This is a genomic window from Klebsiella sp. 10-1 (assembly GCF_009758445.1).
GTDB classification, from domain to species: Bacteria; Pseudomonadota; Gammaproteobacteria; order Enterobacterales; family Enterobacteriaceae; genus Klebsiella; species Klebsiella scottii.
The window spans coordinates 104,219-120,295 of the sequence record NZ_WQRE01000005.1 but is presented as its reverse complement, the minus strand read 5'-3'; the positions used below and the strand labels follow the sequence as shown (position 1 = coordinate 120,295).

Sequence of the window (16,077 nt, the reverse complement as noted above, 5' to 3'; positions counted from 1 at the left end):
TTAAAATACCACGCTTTCCCCATCCTGCGGGATGCTGACCACCCCGGCAATCTGGTTATCAGCCACGTACTCACTCAGCTCCCGGCGGCTCAGCAGGCAGTGGTTCACCGCTTCCATATGGCCGACGACGATCTGCGCCTCCGGCAGGGTAAAGTGCGTTTTCAGCACGTCTTCTTTGCCCATGATGATCGGCCCAAAGCCGATGACGTGGGCATATCCGGCATTCAGCACCACCACGTCGGGGCGCAGGCGGATCATGTCGGCTTCGATTTCATCGCGCCAGATGGTGTCCCCCACCAGCCACAGCGTTTTCTCCTGCGGATGACGCAGCACCACGCCGCAGGCTTCGCCCAGGCGCTCCGCCATCGCCGGCACGGCGTAGGTGCGATCGCTCCCGTGCTGCCCGGAGGTGGTTTTCCGCAGGCTCACGCCGGCAAATTCGCTGCTCTCAGACAGCAGGCGAATATCGCTAAATCCCTGGCCCCGCATCAGCCGGGCATCAGCCTCATGCTGGACAAAAACCGGCAGCGCTTTGGGGATCGCGGCGATCGCCGCCTCGTCCCAGTGATCCTCATGGGTATGGGTCACAATCACGGCGTCGACATCAATAATGACAGAGAGCGGTAAAGGCAGCGCCACCAGCGGGTTACGCAGCTCGCTGCGGGCGGTGCCGGCAAATCCCGGCCAGGCGGCCTTATCCGCCAGCATCGGGTCGATGAGGAATTTCTTACCTGCGTATTCAATAAGTTGGGTCGCGTTACGGATGTGGGTGATGTTCATGATGCTCGTTCCTCTTCGGGGTAATCTGGCGAACATCGTACGTCCCACAAGCCTGGCGCAATATGGGCATTCGGGCAATGATCGATGAGATTGGGCCAACTTTCCCCGCTTGCCAGCCGCCACCGGCTATGCTGTGCTGAACGCTCAATTTTCTGGAGAAGTGGCCCCGATGAAAAAGAGACTGACCGCCGCCGATATGCACGACGCCGAAGTGATTGCCCATACCCCGTGGTTCAGTATGCGCAAGGTGGCTATCGACATCACCGCCAGCGAACGCCGCGACTTTTACGCCATCCACTACCCGCGCCCGGCGGTAGGCATTGTGGCAATGCAGCATAATAAAGTGCTGCTGATCCGCCACTACCGCTATCTGATTGACCAGGTGGTGTGGGCCATCCCGTCAGGCGGCGTCGATGAAGGCGAAGAGCCGCGCGCGGCCGCCCTGCGTGAGCTGCGCGAGGAGACCGGCTGGCAGGCCAAAAACGCCGAAGAGATAATCCGCTATAACCCCTCCTACGGCAGCAGCGACCAGCTGTTCATCACCTGGCTTGCCCGCGATCTGGAGTACGTCGGAATGGACGCCGATCAGGATGAGGTGATGGAAACGGGGTGGTTTACCTTCGAAGAGATCCGGGAGCTGATCGCCCGCGGCGAGATGCCGGACGGGCTATCGCTGGTGCCGCTGCTGCACCTGATGGCGCAGCAGCACGGTGGTTTAGCGTAGCGGCTTAAGCATGCGCCAGCGGAACCACAGCTGGGCAACGAGGATCAGCACGCCGCCGATAATCTTCTGCAGCGGCAGCTGTTCGTGATACCACAGGGCGGCGGCAATCACCGTCAGCAGCGGTTCCAGCACCATAATAATCGCCGCGCTGGCAACCGCCGCGTACTTCTGCCCCTTCATCTGCAGGCCGAAGCGCAGGCTGGTGGCGATAACGATACTGGCGAGCAGCCAGCCGAAAGTGGGCAGGGTAAACGGCCGATCCCAGCTTTCAACCGCCGCGGAGATCGCCAGCCCCACCAGCCCGGTGATCCCCAGCTGCACGGCAGTCAGCGGGATCAGCGGCACCTCGCGGGCGCAGCGGCTGGTGTAGCAGAACCAGATTGACTGCACCAGCGCGGTAAGCAGAAACCAGCCCTGGCTGGGGTGGAAGGCAATCGGCATATGCAGGCTCAGCAGGCCAAGACCAACGATCGCCAGCGGCAGGCACTCCCAGTATGCGCGCGCCGGACGCGTTTTCATCATCGCCCACGCGGTCAGCGGTACAAACAGCATCGACAGGCTCATGATAAACGCCCCCTCGCCCAGCGACGGCGTGGTCGATACCGCGTAAATCCACAGGCACAGGTTTAGCGCAAACCACAGGCCGCTGATGAGTATCGGCGGCCACTGCCGTTTCTCTACGCGAAAACCGCGGCAGAAAGGCAGCAGCAGCAGCGCGGCGAAAAAGAAGCGCAGGCCGAGGAAGGCAAAAACCGGCATCCCGGCGATGGCTTCACGCGAAAATATCCACCCGCACGCGGCGATGACCGTGGCGGCGACCAGCAGCACATCCGCCTGACGTTGCCGAATCATATACACCTCTCCCAGTGTCAGTCATTACCAGCCCGGCACCGCGCCGCCGTTGAAGATCGTCTCCGCCGCCTTCGCCACTTCCGGCGACTGATAAGACTGCATGAACTCCTTCACGTTCTGCGCATCTTTATTGTCTTCGCGGGTGACGATGATGTTAACGTAGGGCGAGTTTTTATCCTCGATAAAAATGCCGTCGCGCACCGGAGAGAGCCCGGTTTGCTGGAGATAGGTGGTGCTGATGATCGCCACATCGACCTTGGGATCGTCGATCACCCGCGGCAGCTGCGCGCCTTCCAGCTCCATAATTTTCAGGCTATGCGGGTTGGCGGTGATATCGATTGCTGTCGGCAGCAGCCCGGTGCCCTCTTTGAGGGTAATCAGCTTCTGCTGCTGCAGCAGAAGCAGCGCGCGGCCGAGGTTGGTCGGATCGTTAGGAATGGCGATGGTCGCCCCGTCCTTGAGGTCAGCGACCGATTTAATCTTGCGCGAGTAGCCCGCCATCGGGAACACGAAGGTGTTGCCGACCGCCACCAGATGATAGCCGTGGGCTTTATTATCCTGTTCGAGGAACGGCCGGTGCTGGAAGACGTTGGCGTCCAGATCCCCGGCGTTCGTCGATTCGTTCGGCAGCAGGGAGCCGCTAAAACCAACCAGCTCAACGTCGAGGCCATACTTCTCTTTCGCCACCTTCTTCGCCACTTCCGCCACATCCTGTTCGGCGCCGTTAATAACGCCGACTTTAATGTGTTTTGCATCGCCGTCTTGCCGATCGCAACCCGCCAGCAGCAGGCCCGCCAGCACCACCGCGGCGGCTGTCCGTAAACGCAATTTCATTATCTTCACCCTGTTAGTCCATTAGAAAGTCATTATTATTTTCGTACGAAACTATAACGGCTTTATGGTCGGCTTTTAAACATCAAAAGCAGCAACAGGAAATAAAATCATCTGCTGAATTTAGCCTCATGGGCCAGCAGCCACTCTTTGCGCGCCAGGCCGCCGCCGTAGCCGGTGAGTGAGCCATCTTTGCCGATAATTCGGTGGCAGGGAATAATAATCGCCAGCCGGTTGGCGCCGTTGGCGTTGGCCACCGCCCGCACCGCCCCCGCGTTGCCCATCAGCGCGGCAAGCCCTTGATAATGTTCGGTCGTGCCGTAAGGTACCGCCCGCAGCTGTTGCCAGACCGCCTGCTGAAAATCGCTGCCCGGCGCGTCAAGAGTCAGGGAGAAGCGCTGCCGCTGGCCGGCAAAGTACTCCCCAATCTCCGCCACAGCCTGGCGCGTATGGGCGTTTTCCCCGGCAATAATATTGGCCGCCAGCAGGCGCTGAAGGTCGCGAAATTCGCTTTCCAGCATCCGCCGGTCGACAAACTCCAGCAGGCAAACTCCGCGCTCGGTGGCGCAAACAAACATCGGCCCGATGGGGGTGGTAAAGCGGTGGATCAGGATCACCCGCCCCGCTTTGCTCGGCGCCCGGCCGGTGAGCTTTTTGCAGGTATAGCCGAAGCCGCTGAGCGAATCGTAGCCGCTGTCAAACGCCACGTCAGTCGCGCTGCGCCCGCCCTGTAGCTCCTGCAGGGCGGTATTGACCCGCAGCATCCGCTGGAAGGCCTGAAAGGTCATGCCGTAGTTCTGGCTAAACCAGCGCCGCATGCGCTCCGGGCTGATGTGCTGCTGGCGCAGCTGGTCATCGGTGATCCGCACCTTCGGCGCGGCGCGCAGCTGCTGCATCACCTGCTCCACCATCGGCGGCGCGGAGCTGGCGTTTTCCGTCGGCCGACAAATCTTACACGGGCGAAAGCCGGCGCTGAGCGCGGCTTTAAAATCGCTATAAAACTCCACGTTTTCCCGCTTTGGCTTGCGGGCGCGGCAGGTGGCGATGCAGAACACGCCGGTGGTTTTCACGCCGACGTAAAAAAGCCCGGCGTATTGGGATGAGCGGGCCACCAGCGCCTCATACCAGGTATCGCATAACCCTTTATCAGTCACCTGCATTGCGGAATACCCCTTTAAACGATTGCTGCTGCCGCACGTTATGTAGCAGAGAGCGCAGATACCCCTGCAGGGCGCTATGCAGCGCGTTGCCCATAGAAATCCGCTTCACTCCGAGACGAGTCAGCTGGTCAATATCGGGCAGCGCGGGCAGCGCCATGACGTTCAGCGGCAGAGCAACCGCCGCCGCTATCGCCGCAATATCCGCCGCCTCGGTAACACAAGGGACAAACAGGCCGTCAGCCCCATTTCGCGCATACAGCTGACCTCGGGCAACCGTCTCAGCCAGCGCCTGCGGTCGGTTAAGCAAAAACGGATCGGTACGAATATTAAGAAACAACGCGACGCCCGCCTGCTCCAGTCCGGTTTTGACCGCCCGCAGGCGGTGGGCATAGGTTTCAGCATCCACCAGGCGCCGCTCACCGTCGGCCACCAGGCTGTCCTCGAGATTAACGCCTGCCACGCCGGTTTGCGCCAGCGCGTGCAGATTATCTACCACCTCTGCGACGCTGGCGCCATACCCGAACTCCATATCCACGCTCAGCGGCAGCGCAACCTGCTCGCGGATACGCGTGACGAGCAAGAGCAGCTCAGCAAACGAGAGCTCTTCACCATCGTTATAGCCAAAGGTGTTGGCAATCGCGGTGCTGGAAGTGCCCAGAGCCGAATAGCCCGCTGCAGCAGCTGCTCTGGCGCTGGGGACATCCCAGACGTTAGCCAGCAGCACCGGCGTGGCCTGGTGATGTTGTTGTGCGAAATCCATATGTCCTCCGGTTTTGTTGTTATGCGCAGGATTCTGGGGCTTCTGCCCTAAAGACGACAACCGAAAACCGGACGACTATTTTCTCCTGAACCGGCGTCACCACTCGCCGGACACCATTCTGTTCACCAACATGGTGAACCGGGTTAACGATACAGTTGTCGATTTCCCGCAAGCCGATTAACCCGTAAGTTAACGCCTGCTTTACAGCCCCAGAGAGCTAAGCCCCGGATGGTCATCAGGGCGGCGGCCTTGGGGCCAGTGAAACAGGCGTTCGTTTTCGGCGATCGGCAGATCGTTGATGCAGGCGTAGCGCGTGCGCATCAGGCCGTGCTCATCAAACTCCCAGTTTTCATTGCCGTACGAGCGGAACCAGTTGCCGCTGTCGTCATGCCACTCGTAGGCAAAGCGCACCGCAATGCGGTTATCGCTCCACGCCCACAGCTCCTTAATCAGCCGATACTCCTGCTCTTTGCGCCACTTGCGCTGCAGGAAGCCGACGATTTCCGCGCGCCCGTGCACAAACTCGCTGCGGTTGCGCCATTCGCTATCGGGGGTATAGGCCAGCGCCACCTTCTGCGCATCGCAGCTGTTCCAGCCGTCTTCGGCGGCACGTACTTTTTGCGCCGCGCTTTCGCGGGTAAACGGCGGCAGAGGCGGGCGTTGTTCAGTCATGATCTTCTCCTGTGCGGGTTAACTGCTGCAGGCGCTGATTCTCCTGCTCAAGGTCGTGAATACGCTGCTGCAGCGTCTGGCTATATTCCGCCACCTGCTGAGCGCTATAGCGCGGCGTAATATGCTGCGGGCAGTTCCAGTCGAACGCCTGCAGATGAAAGCGAAAAATACGCTCAACGCTGCCGCGGTAATTTTCCGGCTTAACCCGGGCCAGCAGCGCGGGGTCGTCATCCGCCGCCAGCACCTCAACGGTGGCGTAGATTTTCAGCCTGGCACGGCGCGGGTAATCCATCAAACAGGCACGCCCTGGCGCTTCCCCGCAGGTTGCCGGTGCTGATGTACTGCCGGTTGCCGCTAAAATCAGCCATTGCCAGGGTCGTCTCATCCAGCAGATGCAGAAAGCCTGGCGGCCCGCCGCGATGCTGGATATAGGGCCAGCCGGTTTGCGAAACCGTCGCCAGATAAAAGCTGTCCCGGGTGGTAATCATCGCTTCCTCGCTGGCGGTAAAGCGGTTCGCCTGACGGTGGCCGTGGGGCGATTGCCACAGCCCGTCGCTGCCCATTTCATGCTGGACATCCATCACATCCGGGGTGATGGCAATACCAAGAAAGTCACCGGCCATAGATCCTCCGCATCTCGTATCACTGCCCACAGCATGGACTCTACTGTGACAAATGATAATACTGGAGATCTGGCAATCATCTTTCCGTAGAGCGGGATAATAATGGACCGATTAAGCGCGATGGCGCTGCTGGTGAAGGTTACCGAACTGGGCAGTATGTCGGCGGCGGCACGCGCGCTGAACACGCCGCTGACCACCGTCAGCCGCAACATTGCCGAGCTGGAAAGCGCGCTCGGCGCGCGCCTGCTGACCCGCACCACCCGCCGGCTTACGCTAACCGATGCCGGCGTGGAGTATGTCGCTGCCGCGCGGCGGATCCTGGAAGAGGTGGAGAACGCCGAGCGGCAGGCGGCGGGCGAGTATCTGCAGCCCAAGGGCGAGCTGGTGATCGCCGCGCCGACGATGTTCGGTCGGGTGCACGTTTTGCCGGTGGTGAGCGATTTTCTCGCCCGCTACCCGCAAATTAACGTTCGTTTGCTGCTCAGCGACCGTAACGTTGACCTGATAGACGACCACGTCGATCTGGCGGTGCGCATCGGCACTCTGCCGGATAGCGGTATGGTGGCTACCCGCCTCGGGGAGATGCGCATTGTTACCTGCGCCCAGCCGCTGCTGCTGGCAAAGCACGGCGTGCCGCAGCGCCCCCGCGAGCTGGCCGGGCTGCCGATTATTAGTATTGAATCGCCGATGCCCTATAGCGGCTGGCGGTTTCGCGCCGCCGAAGCGGCTGATCGGCTGGTAACCCTGCGCGCCGTGCTGTCGGTCACCACCCCGGAAAGCGCCGCTGACGCCGCCCGGCTCGGGGTCGGCGTGGCGCGGCTGCTGCACTATCAGGCCATCGACGGCCTGACCCGCGGCGAGCTGCAGCTCATTCTGGAATCGGTCGAACCCGAGCCGACGCCGGTGCACCTGCTGTATACCAGCCGGGATCTGGCCCCGCTCAAGCTGCGCAAGTTCCTCAGCTTCGCCGCGCCGGCGCTGCGCCGGGCGCTGCTGCGCATCGCCGGAACCGCCTAGCTTGCCGCCTTTTTCAGCGGCACCTCTTTCAGCAGCCATGAAAGCACGAAGGCTACGGCCATAATGCCGGCGGCCATCAGGAAGGCGGCGTGAATGGCCGCGCCGAAGGCGTCGAGATAATCAAGGCGGATCGCCGTCGGCAGATTCTGTACCGCCTCCGGGTTGAGCGCCCTGGGCAGCTCGGCGCCTTCCGGCAGCAGGCGCTGCAGGTTATTTTGCAGCACGTGGGTAAAGACGGCGCCGAACAGCGCCACGCCGATCGATCCGCCAATCGAGCGAAACAGCGTCACGCCCGAGGTAGCCACGCCGTACATCTGGGCCGGCATCGCGTTCTGCACCGCCAGCACCAGCACCTGCATCACCAGCCCCAGGCCCGCCCCCAGCACGCCGGTAAACAGATACAGCTGCCACATCGGCGAATGGATCGTAATGCGGGTCAGCAGCACCATCCCCGCCACGCCCAGCAGGGTGCCGAGGATCGGGAACAGGCGGTATTTACCGGTGCGGCTGATAATGCGCCCGCTGACGATCGACGTCAGCAGCAGGCCGCCCATCAGCGGGATCAGCTGCAGCCCGGCTTCGGTCGGGGTCGCCGCCTTCACCACCTGCAGATAGAGCGGCAGGAAAGTCACCGAGCCAAATAGCGCCATCCCGATAACAAAACCAATCATGCTGCACAGCAGAAAGCTGCGGTTACGGAACAGCGAGAGCGGAATAATCGGCTCAACGGCCACCCGTTCCTCATAAATAAAGCCAATCATCCCCACCACGCCAAAGGCCAAAATGCACCACAGCTGCGGGTCATTCCACGCCCGTACGCTGCCGCCTTCGGTGGTAAAGAGGATAATGCACACCAGCGCCATGCTCAGGTAAAACGCCCCCAGCCAGTCGATCTGGTGCGCGCTGCGCTTATTGCTGCTGTGGAACACCGCGCCAATAACCAGCAGGGCAAACAGCCCCAGAGGCAGGTTGATATAAAAAATCCAGCGCCAGGAGGCGTGCTGTACCAGAAAACCGCCGATAAGCGGCCCGATGACCGTCGCCAGGCCAAACACTCCGCCGAATAGCCCCTGGTAGCGACCGCGGTTTGCCGGAGGGATCACATCGGCGACCGCCGCCATGCTGATCACCATCAGTCCGCCGCCGCCCAGCCCCTGCAGCGCGCGCATCAGCACCAGCTGCGTCATATTCTGCGCCAGGCCACACAGCGCGGAGCCGACGAGGAACAGAACAATCGCCACCTGGAGCACGATTTTTCGCCCGAACAGATCGCCGAATTTACCGTACAGCGGCACCACGATGGTTGAGCTCAGGATATAGGCCGTGACCACCCACGAGAGCTTATCCAGCCCGCCGAGTTCGCCGACGATGGTCGGCAGCGCGGTCGATACGATGGTCTGGTCCAGCGCCGACAGCAGCATAACCAGCAGGAGCGCGCTGAACAGCAGGCGGATCGACGGCGCCGGCTGAGCGGCGATTTCAGATGTCATAGCAACACTCTCTTGAAATTAATTAAATGCATAATTAATATTTAGGGAAATGATGAATCTGGTCAAGAGACAGTGAAGAAATGACGGCACAAAAAGACAATGATACGCCTCGCCGTCCGGGCCGTCCGCGCGGCAAAAAACCGGGCACCGCTAACCGTGAACAGCTGATGGATATCGCGCTGGCGCTGTTTGCCCGCCAGGGCATCGCCCGGACGTCGCTGAACGCCATCGCTAAAGAGGCCGGGGTCACGCCGGCGATGCTGCATTACTATTTCGACTCGCGGGAGATATTAGTCGACCAGCTGCTGGAAGAGCGCTTTATGCCGCTGCGCAGCGATATCAGCAAGATTTTTATCGACCATCCGCAAGATCCGCTGACCGCGTTTACCCTGCTGATTGAAACTCTCGCCGTGCTGGCGGAACAAAACGACTGGTTTGCGCCGCTGTGGATGCAGGAGATGATTGGCGAAATGCCGGTGCTGCGCCAGCATATGCACGCCCGCTTTGGCGACGATAAGTATCACCGGATGCTGGAGACCATAAGCCGCTGGCAGCAGGAGGGAAAACTCAACCCGGCCCTGTCGCCGGAGCTGCTGTTCACCAGCCTGATTAGCCTGGTGCTGGTGCCCTATTCGCGCATTCGCACCGACGCGCGGCTAAAAGCGATATCCCGGGAAACCATCGTCAGCCACGCGCTGGCGATGATCCAGCAGGGGATTGGCGGCTAATATCCGCGTCGGTGGCGGCCTTATAGCGCCTTCGAGAGATAATGACGTTCCATGCCAGGGTGCGGGAAATCAGGCAGCGACATCTGCAGCCGGTAGCCCTGTTTTTGATAAAACGGCAGGGCCTGGAAGCTGAAGGTGTCCACCAGCACGTGGTTACACCCCTCTTCGCGCGCCTGCTTTTCCGCCGCACGCATCAGCTCGCCGCCCAGCCCGCTACCGCGCGAGGCTTCGCTGACCCACAGGTACTCAATACACAGCCAGTTCGCCTTTCTTTTGGCGATCAGACCGCCCTGCATCTCCCCCGCCCGATCGCGGAGATAGATCCCCAGTTCACCAAACTGCGTCGGGTCCAGGTAGCGCAGATTGTATTCCCGTAGACCCGCCAGCAGCTCATCACGATCCGCGGGATTAATGCTGGTTGTCATTATTAAAGTCATTAATGCCTCCAGATTAAATTATGTAAGAGTATTATTGGTTCTTACTTTCACAAAAAATTCTTATTTCCTCCATTATTTTTTGCCTTAATTTTCACGATTCAAATTTAGACAAAAAAACCTTTTCATTACCCGGTTGAGACGTATAATGAGCAAAAATGAGAATGATCATTCTCACCAGAAAGGCCAGGAGGGAAGCCATCTCTGCCGCAGAGAAGCCAAAGAATGACCGCTCCGCCGGCCATCGTCGAATAACAACATACAGGAACGCCTGAGTTCCTTTTTTGTCATTTTCGTTTACCCGAAGATGCCTCAGCGCCCAACCCATCACCTCACTATTTAATTAGCGGGGCGGACGTCGTTTATCCTGAGAAAATATAATGAAATACACCATCATACCCATCGCAATAGCATTATTTCTGGTGGCCGGATGCGATAATTCGCAAACATCTGCCCCGCCGCAAATGACGCCGGAAGTCGGCGTTGTCACCCTGAAAGGTCAGTCCGTTTCCGTTATCAGCGAACTGACCGGCCGCACCACCGCGTCGCTCAGCGCCGAAGTGCGCCCGCAGGTGGGCGGGATCGTTCAAAAGCGCCTGTTTACCGAAGGCGACATGGTGAAAGCGGGACAGGCGCTGTATCAAATTGACCCGGCCAGCTATCGCGCCGCCTATAACGAAGCCGCAGCCGCCCTGAAACAGGCGCAATCGCTGACGGTTGCCGACTGCCAGAAAGCCCGGCGCTATACGCAGCTGGTAAAAGACAACGGCGTTTCGCTGCAGGATGCCGATGACGCGCAGTCTACCTGTAACCAGGACAAGGCCAGCGTCGAGTCGAAAAAAGCCGCGCTGGAGAGCGCCCGCATCAACCTGAACTGGACCACCGTCAGCGCACCGATTGCCGGACGGATTGGCATCTCCTCCGTAACCCCAGGAGCGCTGGTCTCTGCCGATCAGGATACGGCCCTGGCGACGATCCGCGGGCTGGAGACGATTTACGTCGATCTCACGCGATCGAGCGTTGATCTGCTGCGCTTACGCCAGCAAACGCTGGCAACCAACGCCGATACCCTTAGCGTCACCCTGAGCCTCGAAGACGGCAGCACCTATAGCGAGAAGGGCCGCCTGGCGCTGACCGAAGTGGCGGTGGACGAATCAACCGGCTCGGTCACGCTGCGGGCGGTGTTCCCCAACCCGCAGCACGTCCTGCTGCCGGGAATGTTCGTACGCGCCCGCGTCGATGAAGGCGTGATGGACGATGCGATCCTCGCCCCGCAGCAGGGCATCACCCGCGACGCCAAAGGTAACGCCACCGCGCTGGTGGTCGACGCCAACGGCAAAGTCGCCCAGCGTGACGTCGAAACCGGCGAAGCCTACGGCGATAAATGGCTGGTAGAGAGCGGCCTGAAGAGCGGAGACAGGCTGATCGTTGAAGGAACCAGCAAGGTTGCCGCCGGTCAGCAGGTCAAAGCCGTTGAAATGAAAAACAGCGGAGGCAACGCCTGATGTTCTCCCGCTTCTTCGTCCGGCGCCCGGTGTTCGCTTGGGTCATCGCCATCCTGATTATGCTCGCCGGGATCCTCGCCATCCGCACGCTGCCGGTCGCCCAGTACCCGGACGTCGCCCCGCCGTCGGTGAAAATTTCCGCCACCTACACCGGCGCCTCTGCCGAAACCCTGGAAAACAGCGTGACCCAGGTTATCGAACAACAGCTTACCGGGCTGGATAACCTGCTCTACTTCAGCTCCACCAGCAGCTCCGACGGCTCGGTCAGCATTAACGTGACCTTTGAGCAAGGGACCGATCCGGACACCGCGCAGGTGCAGGTGCAAAACAAGGTCCAGCAGGCCGAATCGCGGCTGCCCAGCGAAGTGCAGCAGTCCGGCGTGACGGTGGTGAAATCGCAGAGCAGCTTCCTGCTGATCCTCGCGGTGTACGATAAAACCGACAAGGCCACCAGCTCCGATATCGCCGACTGGCTGGTGAGTAACATGCAGGACCCGCTGGCGCGCGTCGAAGGCGTCGGCAGCCTGCAGGTATTTGGCGCTGAATATGCGATGCGCATCTGGATGGACCCGACAAAGCTGGCCTCCTATGCGCTGATGCCTTCCGATGTCGAAACGGCAATCGAAGCGCAGAACGTGCAGATCTCGGCGGGTAAAATCGGCGCGCTGCCGTCCTCTAACGCCCAGCAGCTTACCGCCACCGTGCGCGCTCAGTCGCGCCTGCAAACCGTCGATCAGTTCAAAAACATCATTGTGAAGAGCAAGAGCGACGGCTCGGTCGTCCGCCTGAGCGACGTCGCCCGGGTTGAAATGGGCAGCGAAGATTACACCGCTTCGGCGAACCTCAACGGCCACCCTGCCGCCGGCATCGCCGTCATGATGGCGCCGGGCGCCAACGCGCTGGATACCGCGACGCGCGTGAAGGATAAGATTGCCGAGTATCAGCGCCAGATGCCGCAGGGCTACGATATCGCCTATCCGAAGGACAGCACCGAGTTTATTAAAATATCGGTTGAGGATGTGATTCAAACGCTGTTTGAAGCCATCGCGCTGGTGGTCTGCGTGATGTATCTGTTCCTGCAGAACTTCCGCGCTACGCTGATCCCGGCGGTGGCGGTTCCGGTAGTGCTGCTTGGCACCTTCGGCGTGCTGGCGCTGTTTGGCTACTCCATCAATACCCTGACGCTGTTTGCGATGGTGCTGGCGATCGGCCTGCTGGTGGATGACGCCATCGTGGTGGTGGAAAACGTCGAGCGAATTATGCGCGATGAGGGGCTGTCCGCCCGTGAAGCCACCGAGAAGTCGATGGGCGAAATTTCCGGGGCGCTGATCGCCATTGCCCTGGTGCTGTCGGCGGTGTTCCTGCCGATGGCCTTCTTCGGCGGCTCAACCGGCGTTATCTATCGCCAGTTCTCGGTCACCATCATCTCGGCGATGATGCTCTCCGTGGTGGTGGCGCTGACCTTAACCCCGGCGCTGTGCGGCGCGCTGCTTAGCCACTCGAAGCCCCATACCACCGGCTTCTTCGGGGCGTTCAACCGCCTGTGGGGGCGCACGGAACAGGGCTATCAACACCGCGTGCTGGGCGGCCTGCGCCGTTCGGCGACGATGATGGGCGCCTTCGCCTTGATTTGCGCCGTCATGGCGCTGGCGATGTGGAAGCTGCCGGGCAGCTTCCTGCCGGCGGAGGACCAGGGCGAAATCATGGTTCAGTACACCCTGCCGGCAGGCGCGACCGCCGTGCGCACCGCCGAGGTTCGCCGCCAGGTAACCGACTGGTTCCTGACCAAAGAGAAGGCCAATACCAGCGCTATCTTTACCGTCGACGGTTTCAGCTTCAGCGGCAGCGGACAGAACGCCGGGATGGCTTTTGTGTCGTTGAAAAACTGGTCCCAGCGCAAGGGCGAAGCCAATACCGCGCAGGCCATTGCCCTGCGCGCCACCAAAGAGCTCGGCAGCATCCGCGACGCCTCGCTGTTTGCGATGACGCCCCCTTCGGTGGACGGCCTCGGGCAGAGCAACGGCTTTACCTTTGAGCTGCTGGCCAGCGGCGGCACCGATCGCGACAGCCTGATGAAAATGCGCAGCCAGCTGCTGGCGGCGGCCAATCAGAGCCCGCAGCTGCAGTCGGTGCGCGCCAACGACCTGCCGCAGATGCCGCAGCTGCAGGTGGATATCGACAACAACAAAGCGGTGGCGCTGGGGCTATCGTTGAGCGACGTCACCGACACCCTCTCCAGCGCCTGGGGCGGCACCTACGTCAACGACTTTATCGATCGCGGGCGGGTGAAAAAGGTCTATATCCAGGGCGATAGCGATTCTCGCGCCGTCCCCGCCGATCTCGGGAAATGGTTCGTGCGCGGCAGCGATGACGGCATGACGCCGTTCTCCGCCTTCGCCACCACGCGCTGGCAGTACGGTCCGGAAAGCCTGGTGCGCTACAACGGTTCCGCCGCATTTGAAATCCAGGGCGAAAACGCCGCCGGCTTCAGCTCCGGCGCGGCGATGGACAAGATGGAAGCCCTGGCCAACAGCCTGCCGGCGGGCACCACCTGGGCATGGAGCGGCATGTCGCTGCAGGAAAAACTGGCCAGCGGCCAGGCCATGAGCCTGTACGCCATCTCAATTCTGGTGGTGTTCCTGTGCCTCGCGGCGCTGTATGAGAGCTGGTCGGTGCCGTTCTCGGTGATCATGGTTATCCCGCTCGGCCTGCTCGGCGCGGCGCTGGCGGCCTGGCTACGCGATCTGAATAACGACGTCTACTTCCAGGTTGCGCTGTTGACCACCATCGGCCTGTCGTCGAAGAACGCCATTCTGATCGTTGAGTTTGCCGAATCGGCGGTGGATGAAGGCTATTCGCTTTCGCGGGCGGCCATACGCGCCGCGCAAACCCGTTTGCGCCCTATCGTGATGACTTCACTGGCGTTTATCGCCGGGGTGCTGCCGCTGGCGGTGGCGACCGGCGCGGGGGCCAACAGCCGCGTGGCGATCGGCAGCGGGATCATCGGCGGCACGCTGACCGCCACGCTGCTGGCTGTCTTCTTCGTTCCCCTGTTCTTTGTGCTGGTGAAACGGTTCTTCACCCGCCAGCGTCCTTCTCAGGAGTAGGTTATGTTTCGTTTTACTTTCGTTTTTATCGCGCTCCTGAGCGCAGGCTGCGTCTCGCTTGACCCACACTATGAGCGCCCGGCGGCGCCGGTCCCCTCCACGCTGCCCGGCGCCCACGGCGAAGCGACGACGGTCGTCAGCCAGTGGCAGCAGGTGGTGAACGACGCGCGGCTCAAAAAAGTGGTGACCATCGCGCTGAACAGCAACCGCGATGTGCAAAAAGCGCTGGCCGATATCGAGGCCGCGCGCGCCCAGTTTGGCGAAACCCGCGCGGCGTTGTTCCCCACCGTTGACGCCGAGCTGAGCCATACCCGCAGCAAAACGGTGGCCAGCGGCCTCACCTCATCATCGGAGGCCGACGGTACGGTCTCCAGCTTCGAGCTGGACCTGTTCGGCAAGAACCAGAGCCTGACGCGCGCGGCGCGGGAAACCTGGCTCGCCAGCGAATTCACCGCCCAGAATACGCGTCTGACGATGATCGCCGACCTGACCACCGCCTGGATCACCCTCGCGGCGGATAACAGCAGCCTGGCGCTGGCCGAAGAAACGATGGCCAGCGCCGAAAACTCGCGCAAAATCGTCGCCCGCCAGATGGCGGTCGGTACCGCTTCGGCCAGCGATCTGAGCGATGCAGAAGGCGTCTACCAGCAGGCGCGCGCCAGCGTCGCCAGCTATCGTACCCAGGTCGCGCAGGATAAAAACGCGCTCAACCTGCTGGCCGGTGAAACCGTCCCTGAGAGCCTGCTGCCCGGCACGCTGCAAAGCCTCAGCGACAACAGCATCGCCCTGATCCCCGCCGGCGTCTCTTCGTCGGTCCTGCTGCGCCGCCCGGATATTCAGGAGGCGGAGCATAACCTCAAGAGCGCCAACGCCGATATCGGCGCCGCGCGCGCCAACTTCTTCCCGAGCATTTCGCTAACCGCCAGCGCCGGGGTCGGCAGCGATTCGCTCTCTTCGCTGTTCAGTCACGGGATGCAGGTGTGGTCGTTCGCGCCATCAATCAGCCTGCCGCTGTTTACCGGCGGCAGCAACCTGGCGCAGCTTCGCTATGCCGAAGCGGAGAAAAAGGGGCTGATCGCCACCTACGAGAAAAGTATTCAGAGCGCTTTCAAAGATGTCGCCGACGCGCTGGCGCGCCGGGAAACGCTGGGCGAGCAGCTGGATGCCCAGCAGCAGTACGTCGCCGCCGAGCAGAAATCGCTGGATATCGCCACCCGCAGCTATCAGGCAGGGATCGGCAACTATCTGTCGGTGCTTACCGCTCAGCGTACGCTGTGGTCGGTGCAGGCCACGCTGATTTCCCTGCAGCAAACCGATCTGCAAAACCGCATTACGCTCTGGCAATCGCTGGGAGGCGGTGCCAGCTGATCTGCTCAAGCCGGGCCGCCGCGCCC

Annotated in this window: 14 protein-coding genes and 2 pseudogenes; 7 read left to right on the top strand and 9 right to left on the bottom strand. The window is 61.1% G+C overall.

What is annotated here, in order from left to right:
* Window positions 1-780, bottom strand: coding sequence for an MBL fold metallo-hydrolase (locus GO007_RS18705; RefSeq protein ID WP_095102560.1), 780 nt, complete (start codon window positions 778-780; stop codon window positions 1-3).
* Between the two features lie 169 nt (window positions 781-949).
* Here GO007_RS18705 and GO007_RS18700 point away from each other — a divergent pair, with 169 nt between their 5' ends.
* On the top strand, window positions 950-1,504 hold the full coding sequence (locus tag GO007_RS18700; RefSeq protein WP_095102557.1) for an NUDIX hydrolase: 555 nt from the start codon (window positions 950-952) through the stop codon (window positions 1,502-1,504).
* Here GO007_RS18700 and GO007_RS18695 read toward each other — a convergent pair.
* The 4 genes from GO007_RS18695 to GO007_RS18680 form a co-directional block, all read right to left on the bottom strand.
* On the bottom strand, window positions 1,496-2,356 hold the full coding sequence (locus GO007_RS18695; RefSeq protein ID WP_095102554.1) for a DMT family transporter: 861 nt from the start codon (window positions 2,354-2,356) through the stop codon (window positions 1,496-1,498). The genes GO007_RS18700 and GO007_RS18695 overlap by 9 nt on opposite strands.
* 24 nt (window positions 2,357-2,380) lie before the next feature.
* Window positions 2,381-3,190: a lipoprotein NlpA gene (nlpA, locus tag GO007_RS18690; RefSeq protein ID WP_095102549.1), complete on the bottom strand. Its 810-nt coding sequence runs from the start codon at window positions 3,188-3,190 to the stop codon at window positions 2,381-2,383.
* A gap of 107 nt (window positions 3,191-3,297) precedes the next feature.
* Complete coding sequence (locus tag GO007_RS18685; protein ID WP_095102546.1) at window positions 3,298-4,347, bottom strand: bifunctional transcriptional activator/DNA repair enzyme AdaA; 1,050 nt, start codon at window positions 4,345-4,347, stop codon at window positions 3,298-3,300.
* A complete protein-coding gene (locus tag GO007_RS18680; RefSeq protein ID WP_095102543.1) occupies window positions 4,334-5,107 on the bottom strand; it encodes an isocitrate lyase/PEP mutase family protein in 774 nt (257 codons plus the stop codon). The genes GO007_RS18685 and GO007_RS18680 overlap by 14 nt, the downstream gene beginning before the upstream one ends.
* A gap of 115 nt (window positions 5,108-5,222) precedes the next feature.
* Between GO007_RS18680 and GO007_RS18675 the strand changes: the two are divergent.
* A pseudogene (locus tag GO007_RS18675) lies at window positions 5,223-5,288 on the top strand (carboxymuconolactone decarboxylase family protein); the annotation flags it as partial.
* 20 nt (window positions 5,289-5,308) lie between these two features.
* Here the strand turns inward: GO007_RS18675 and GO007_RS18670 are convergent.
* Together GO007_RS18670 and GO007_RS18665 are read right to left on the bottom strand one after the other, a co-directional pair.
* Entirely contained in the window at window positions 5,309-5,779 is a 471-nt protein-coding gene (locus GO007_RS18670) for a nuclear transport factor 2 family protein (protein WP_095102539.1), read from the bottom strand.
* A pseudogene (locus tag GO007_RS18665) lies at window positions 5,772-6,402 on the bottom strand (pyridoxamine 5'-phosphate oxidase family protein). Before GO007_RS18665 ends, GO007_RS18670 begins: the two are co-directional and overlap by 8 nt.
* Window positions 6,403-6,504: 102 nt before the next feature.
* On the opposite strand from GO007_RS18665, the gene GO007_RS18660 reads away from it, so the two are divergent.
* Window positions 6,505-7,419, top strand: a complete 915-nt coding sequence (locus GO007_RS18660) for a LysR substrate-binding domain-containing protein (protein ID WP_095102536.1) — start codon at window positions 6,505-6,507, stop codon at window positions 7,417-7,419.
* Here the strand turns inward: GO007_RS18660 and GO007_RS18655 are convergent.
* Entirely contained in the window at window positions 7,416-8,909 is a 1,494-nt protein-coding gene (locus GO007_RS18655) for an MDR family MFS transporter (RefSeq protein WP_095102534.1), read from the bottom strand. The two genes, GO007_RS18660 and GO007_RS18655, sit on opposite strands and share 4 nt — an antisense overlap.
* 80 nt (window positions 8,910-8,989) lie before the next feature.
* On the opposite strand from GO007_RS18655, the gene GO007_RS18650 reads away from it, so the two are divergent.
* Complete coding sequence (locus GO007_RS18650; protein ID WP_095102531.1) at window positions 8,990-9,637, top strand: TetR/AcrR family transcriptional regulator; 648 nt, start codon at window positions 8,990-8,992, stop codon at window positions 9,635-9,637.
* 20 nt (window positions 9,638-9,657) lie between these two features.
* Here GO007_RS18650 and GO007_RS18645 read toward each other — a convergent pair whose 3' ends face one another.
* Entirely contained in the window at window positions 9,658-10,074 is a 417-nt protein-coding gene (locus GO007_RS18645; RefSeq protein ID WP_095102529.1) for a GNAT family N-acetyltransferase, read from the bottom strand.
* A 377-nt stretch (window positions 10,075-10,451) separates the two neighbouring features.
* Here GO007_RS18645 and GO007_RS18640 point away from each other — a divergent pair, with 377 nt between their 5' ends.
* Genes GO007_RS18640 through GO007_RS18630 form a run of 3 tightly spaced genes read left to right on the top strand, consistent with a single transcriptional unit; the run spans window position 10,452 to window position 16,051 of the window.
* Complete coding sequence (locus GO007_RS18640; protein WP_095102527.1) at window positions 10,452-11,576, top strand: efflux RND transporter periplasmic adaptor subunit; 1,125 nt, start codon at window positions 10,452-10,454, stop codon at window positions 11,574-11,576.
* Entirely contained in the window at window positions 11,576-14,683 is a 3,108-nt protein-coding gene (locus GO007_RS18635) for an efflux RND transporter permease subunit (RefSeq protein WP_095102522.1), read from the top strand. Before GO007_RS18640 ends, GO007_RS18635 begins: the two co-directional genes overlap by 1 nt.
* A 3-nt stretch (window positions 14,684-14,686) precedes the next feature.
* A complete protein-coding gene (locus GO007_RS18630; protein WP_095102519.1) occupies window positions 14,687-16,051 on the top strand; it encodes an efflux transporter outer membrane subunit in 1,365 nt (454 codons plus the stop codon).
* The last annotated feature ends 26 nt before the right edge of the window (window positions 16,052-16,077 follow it).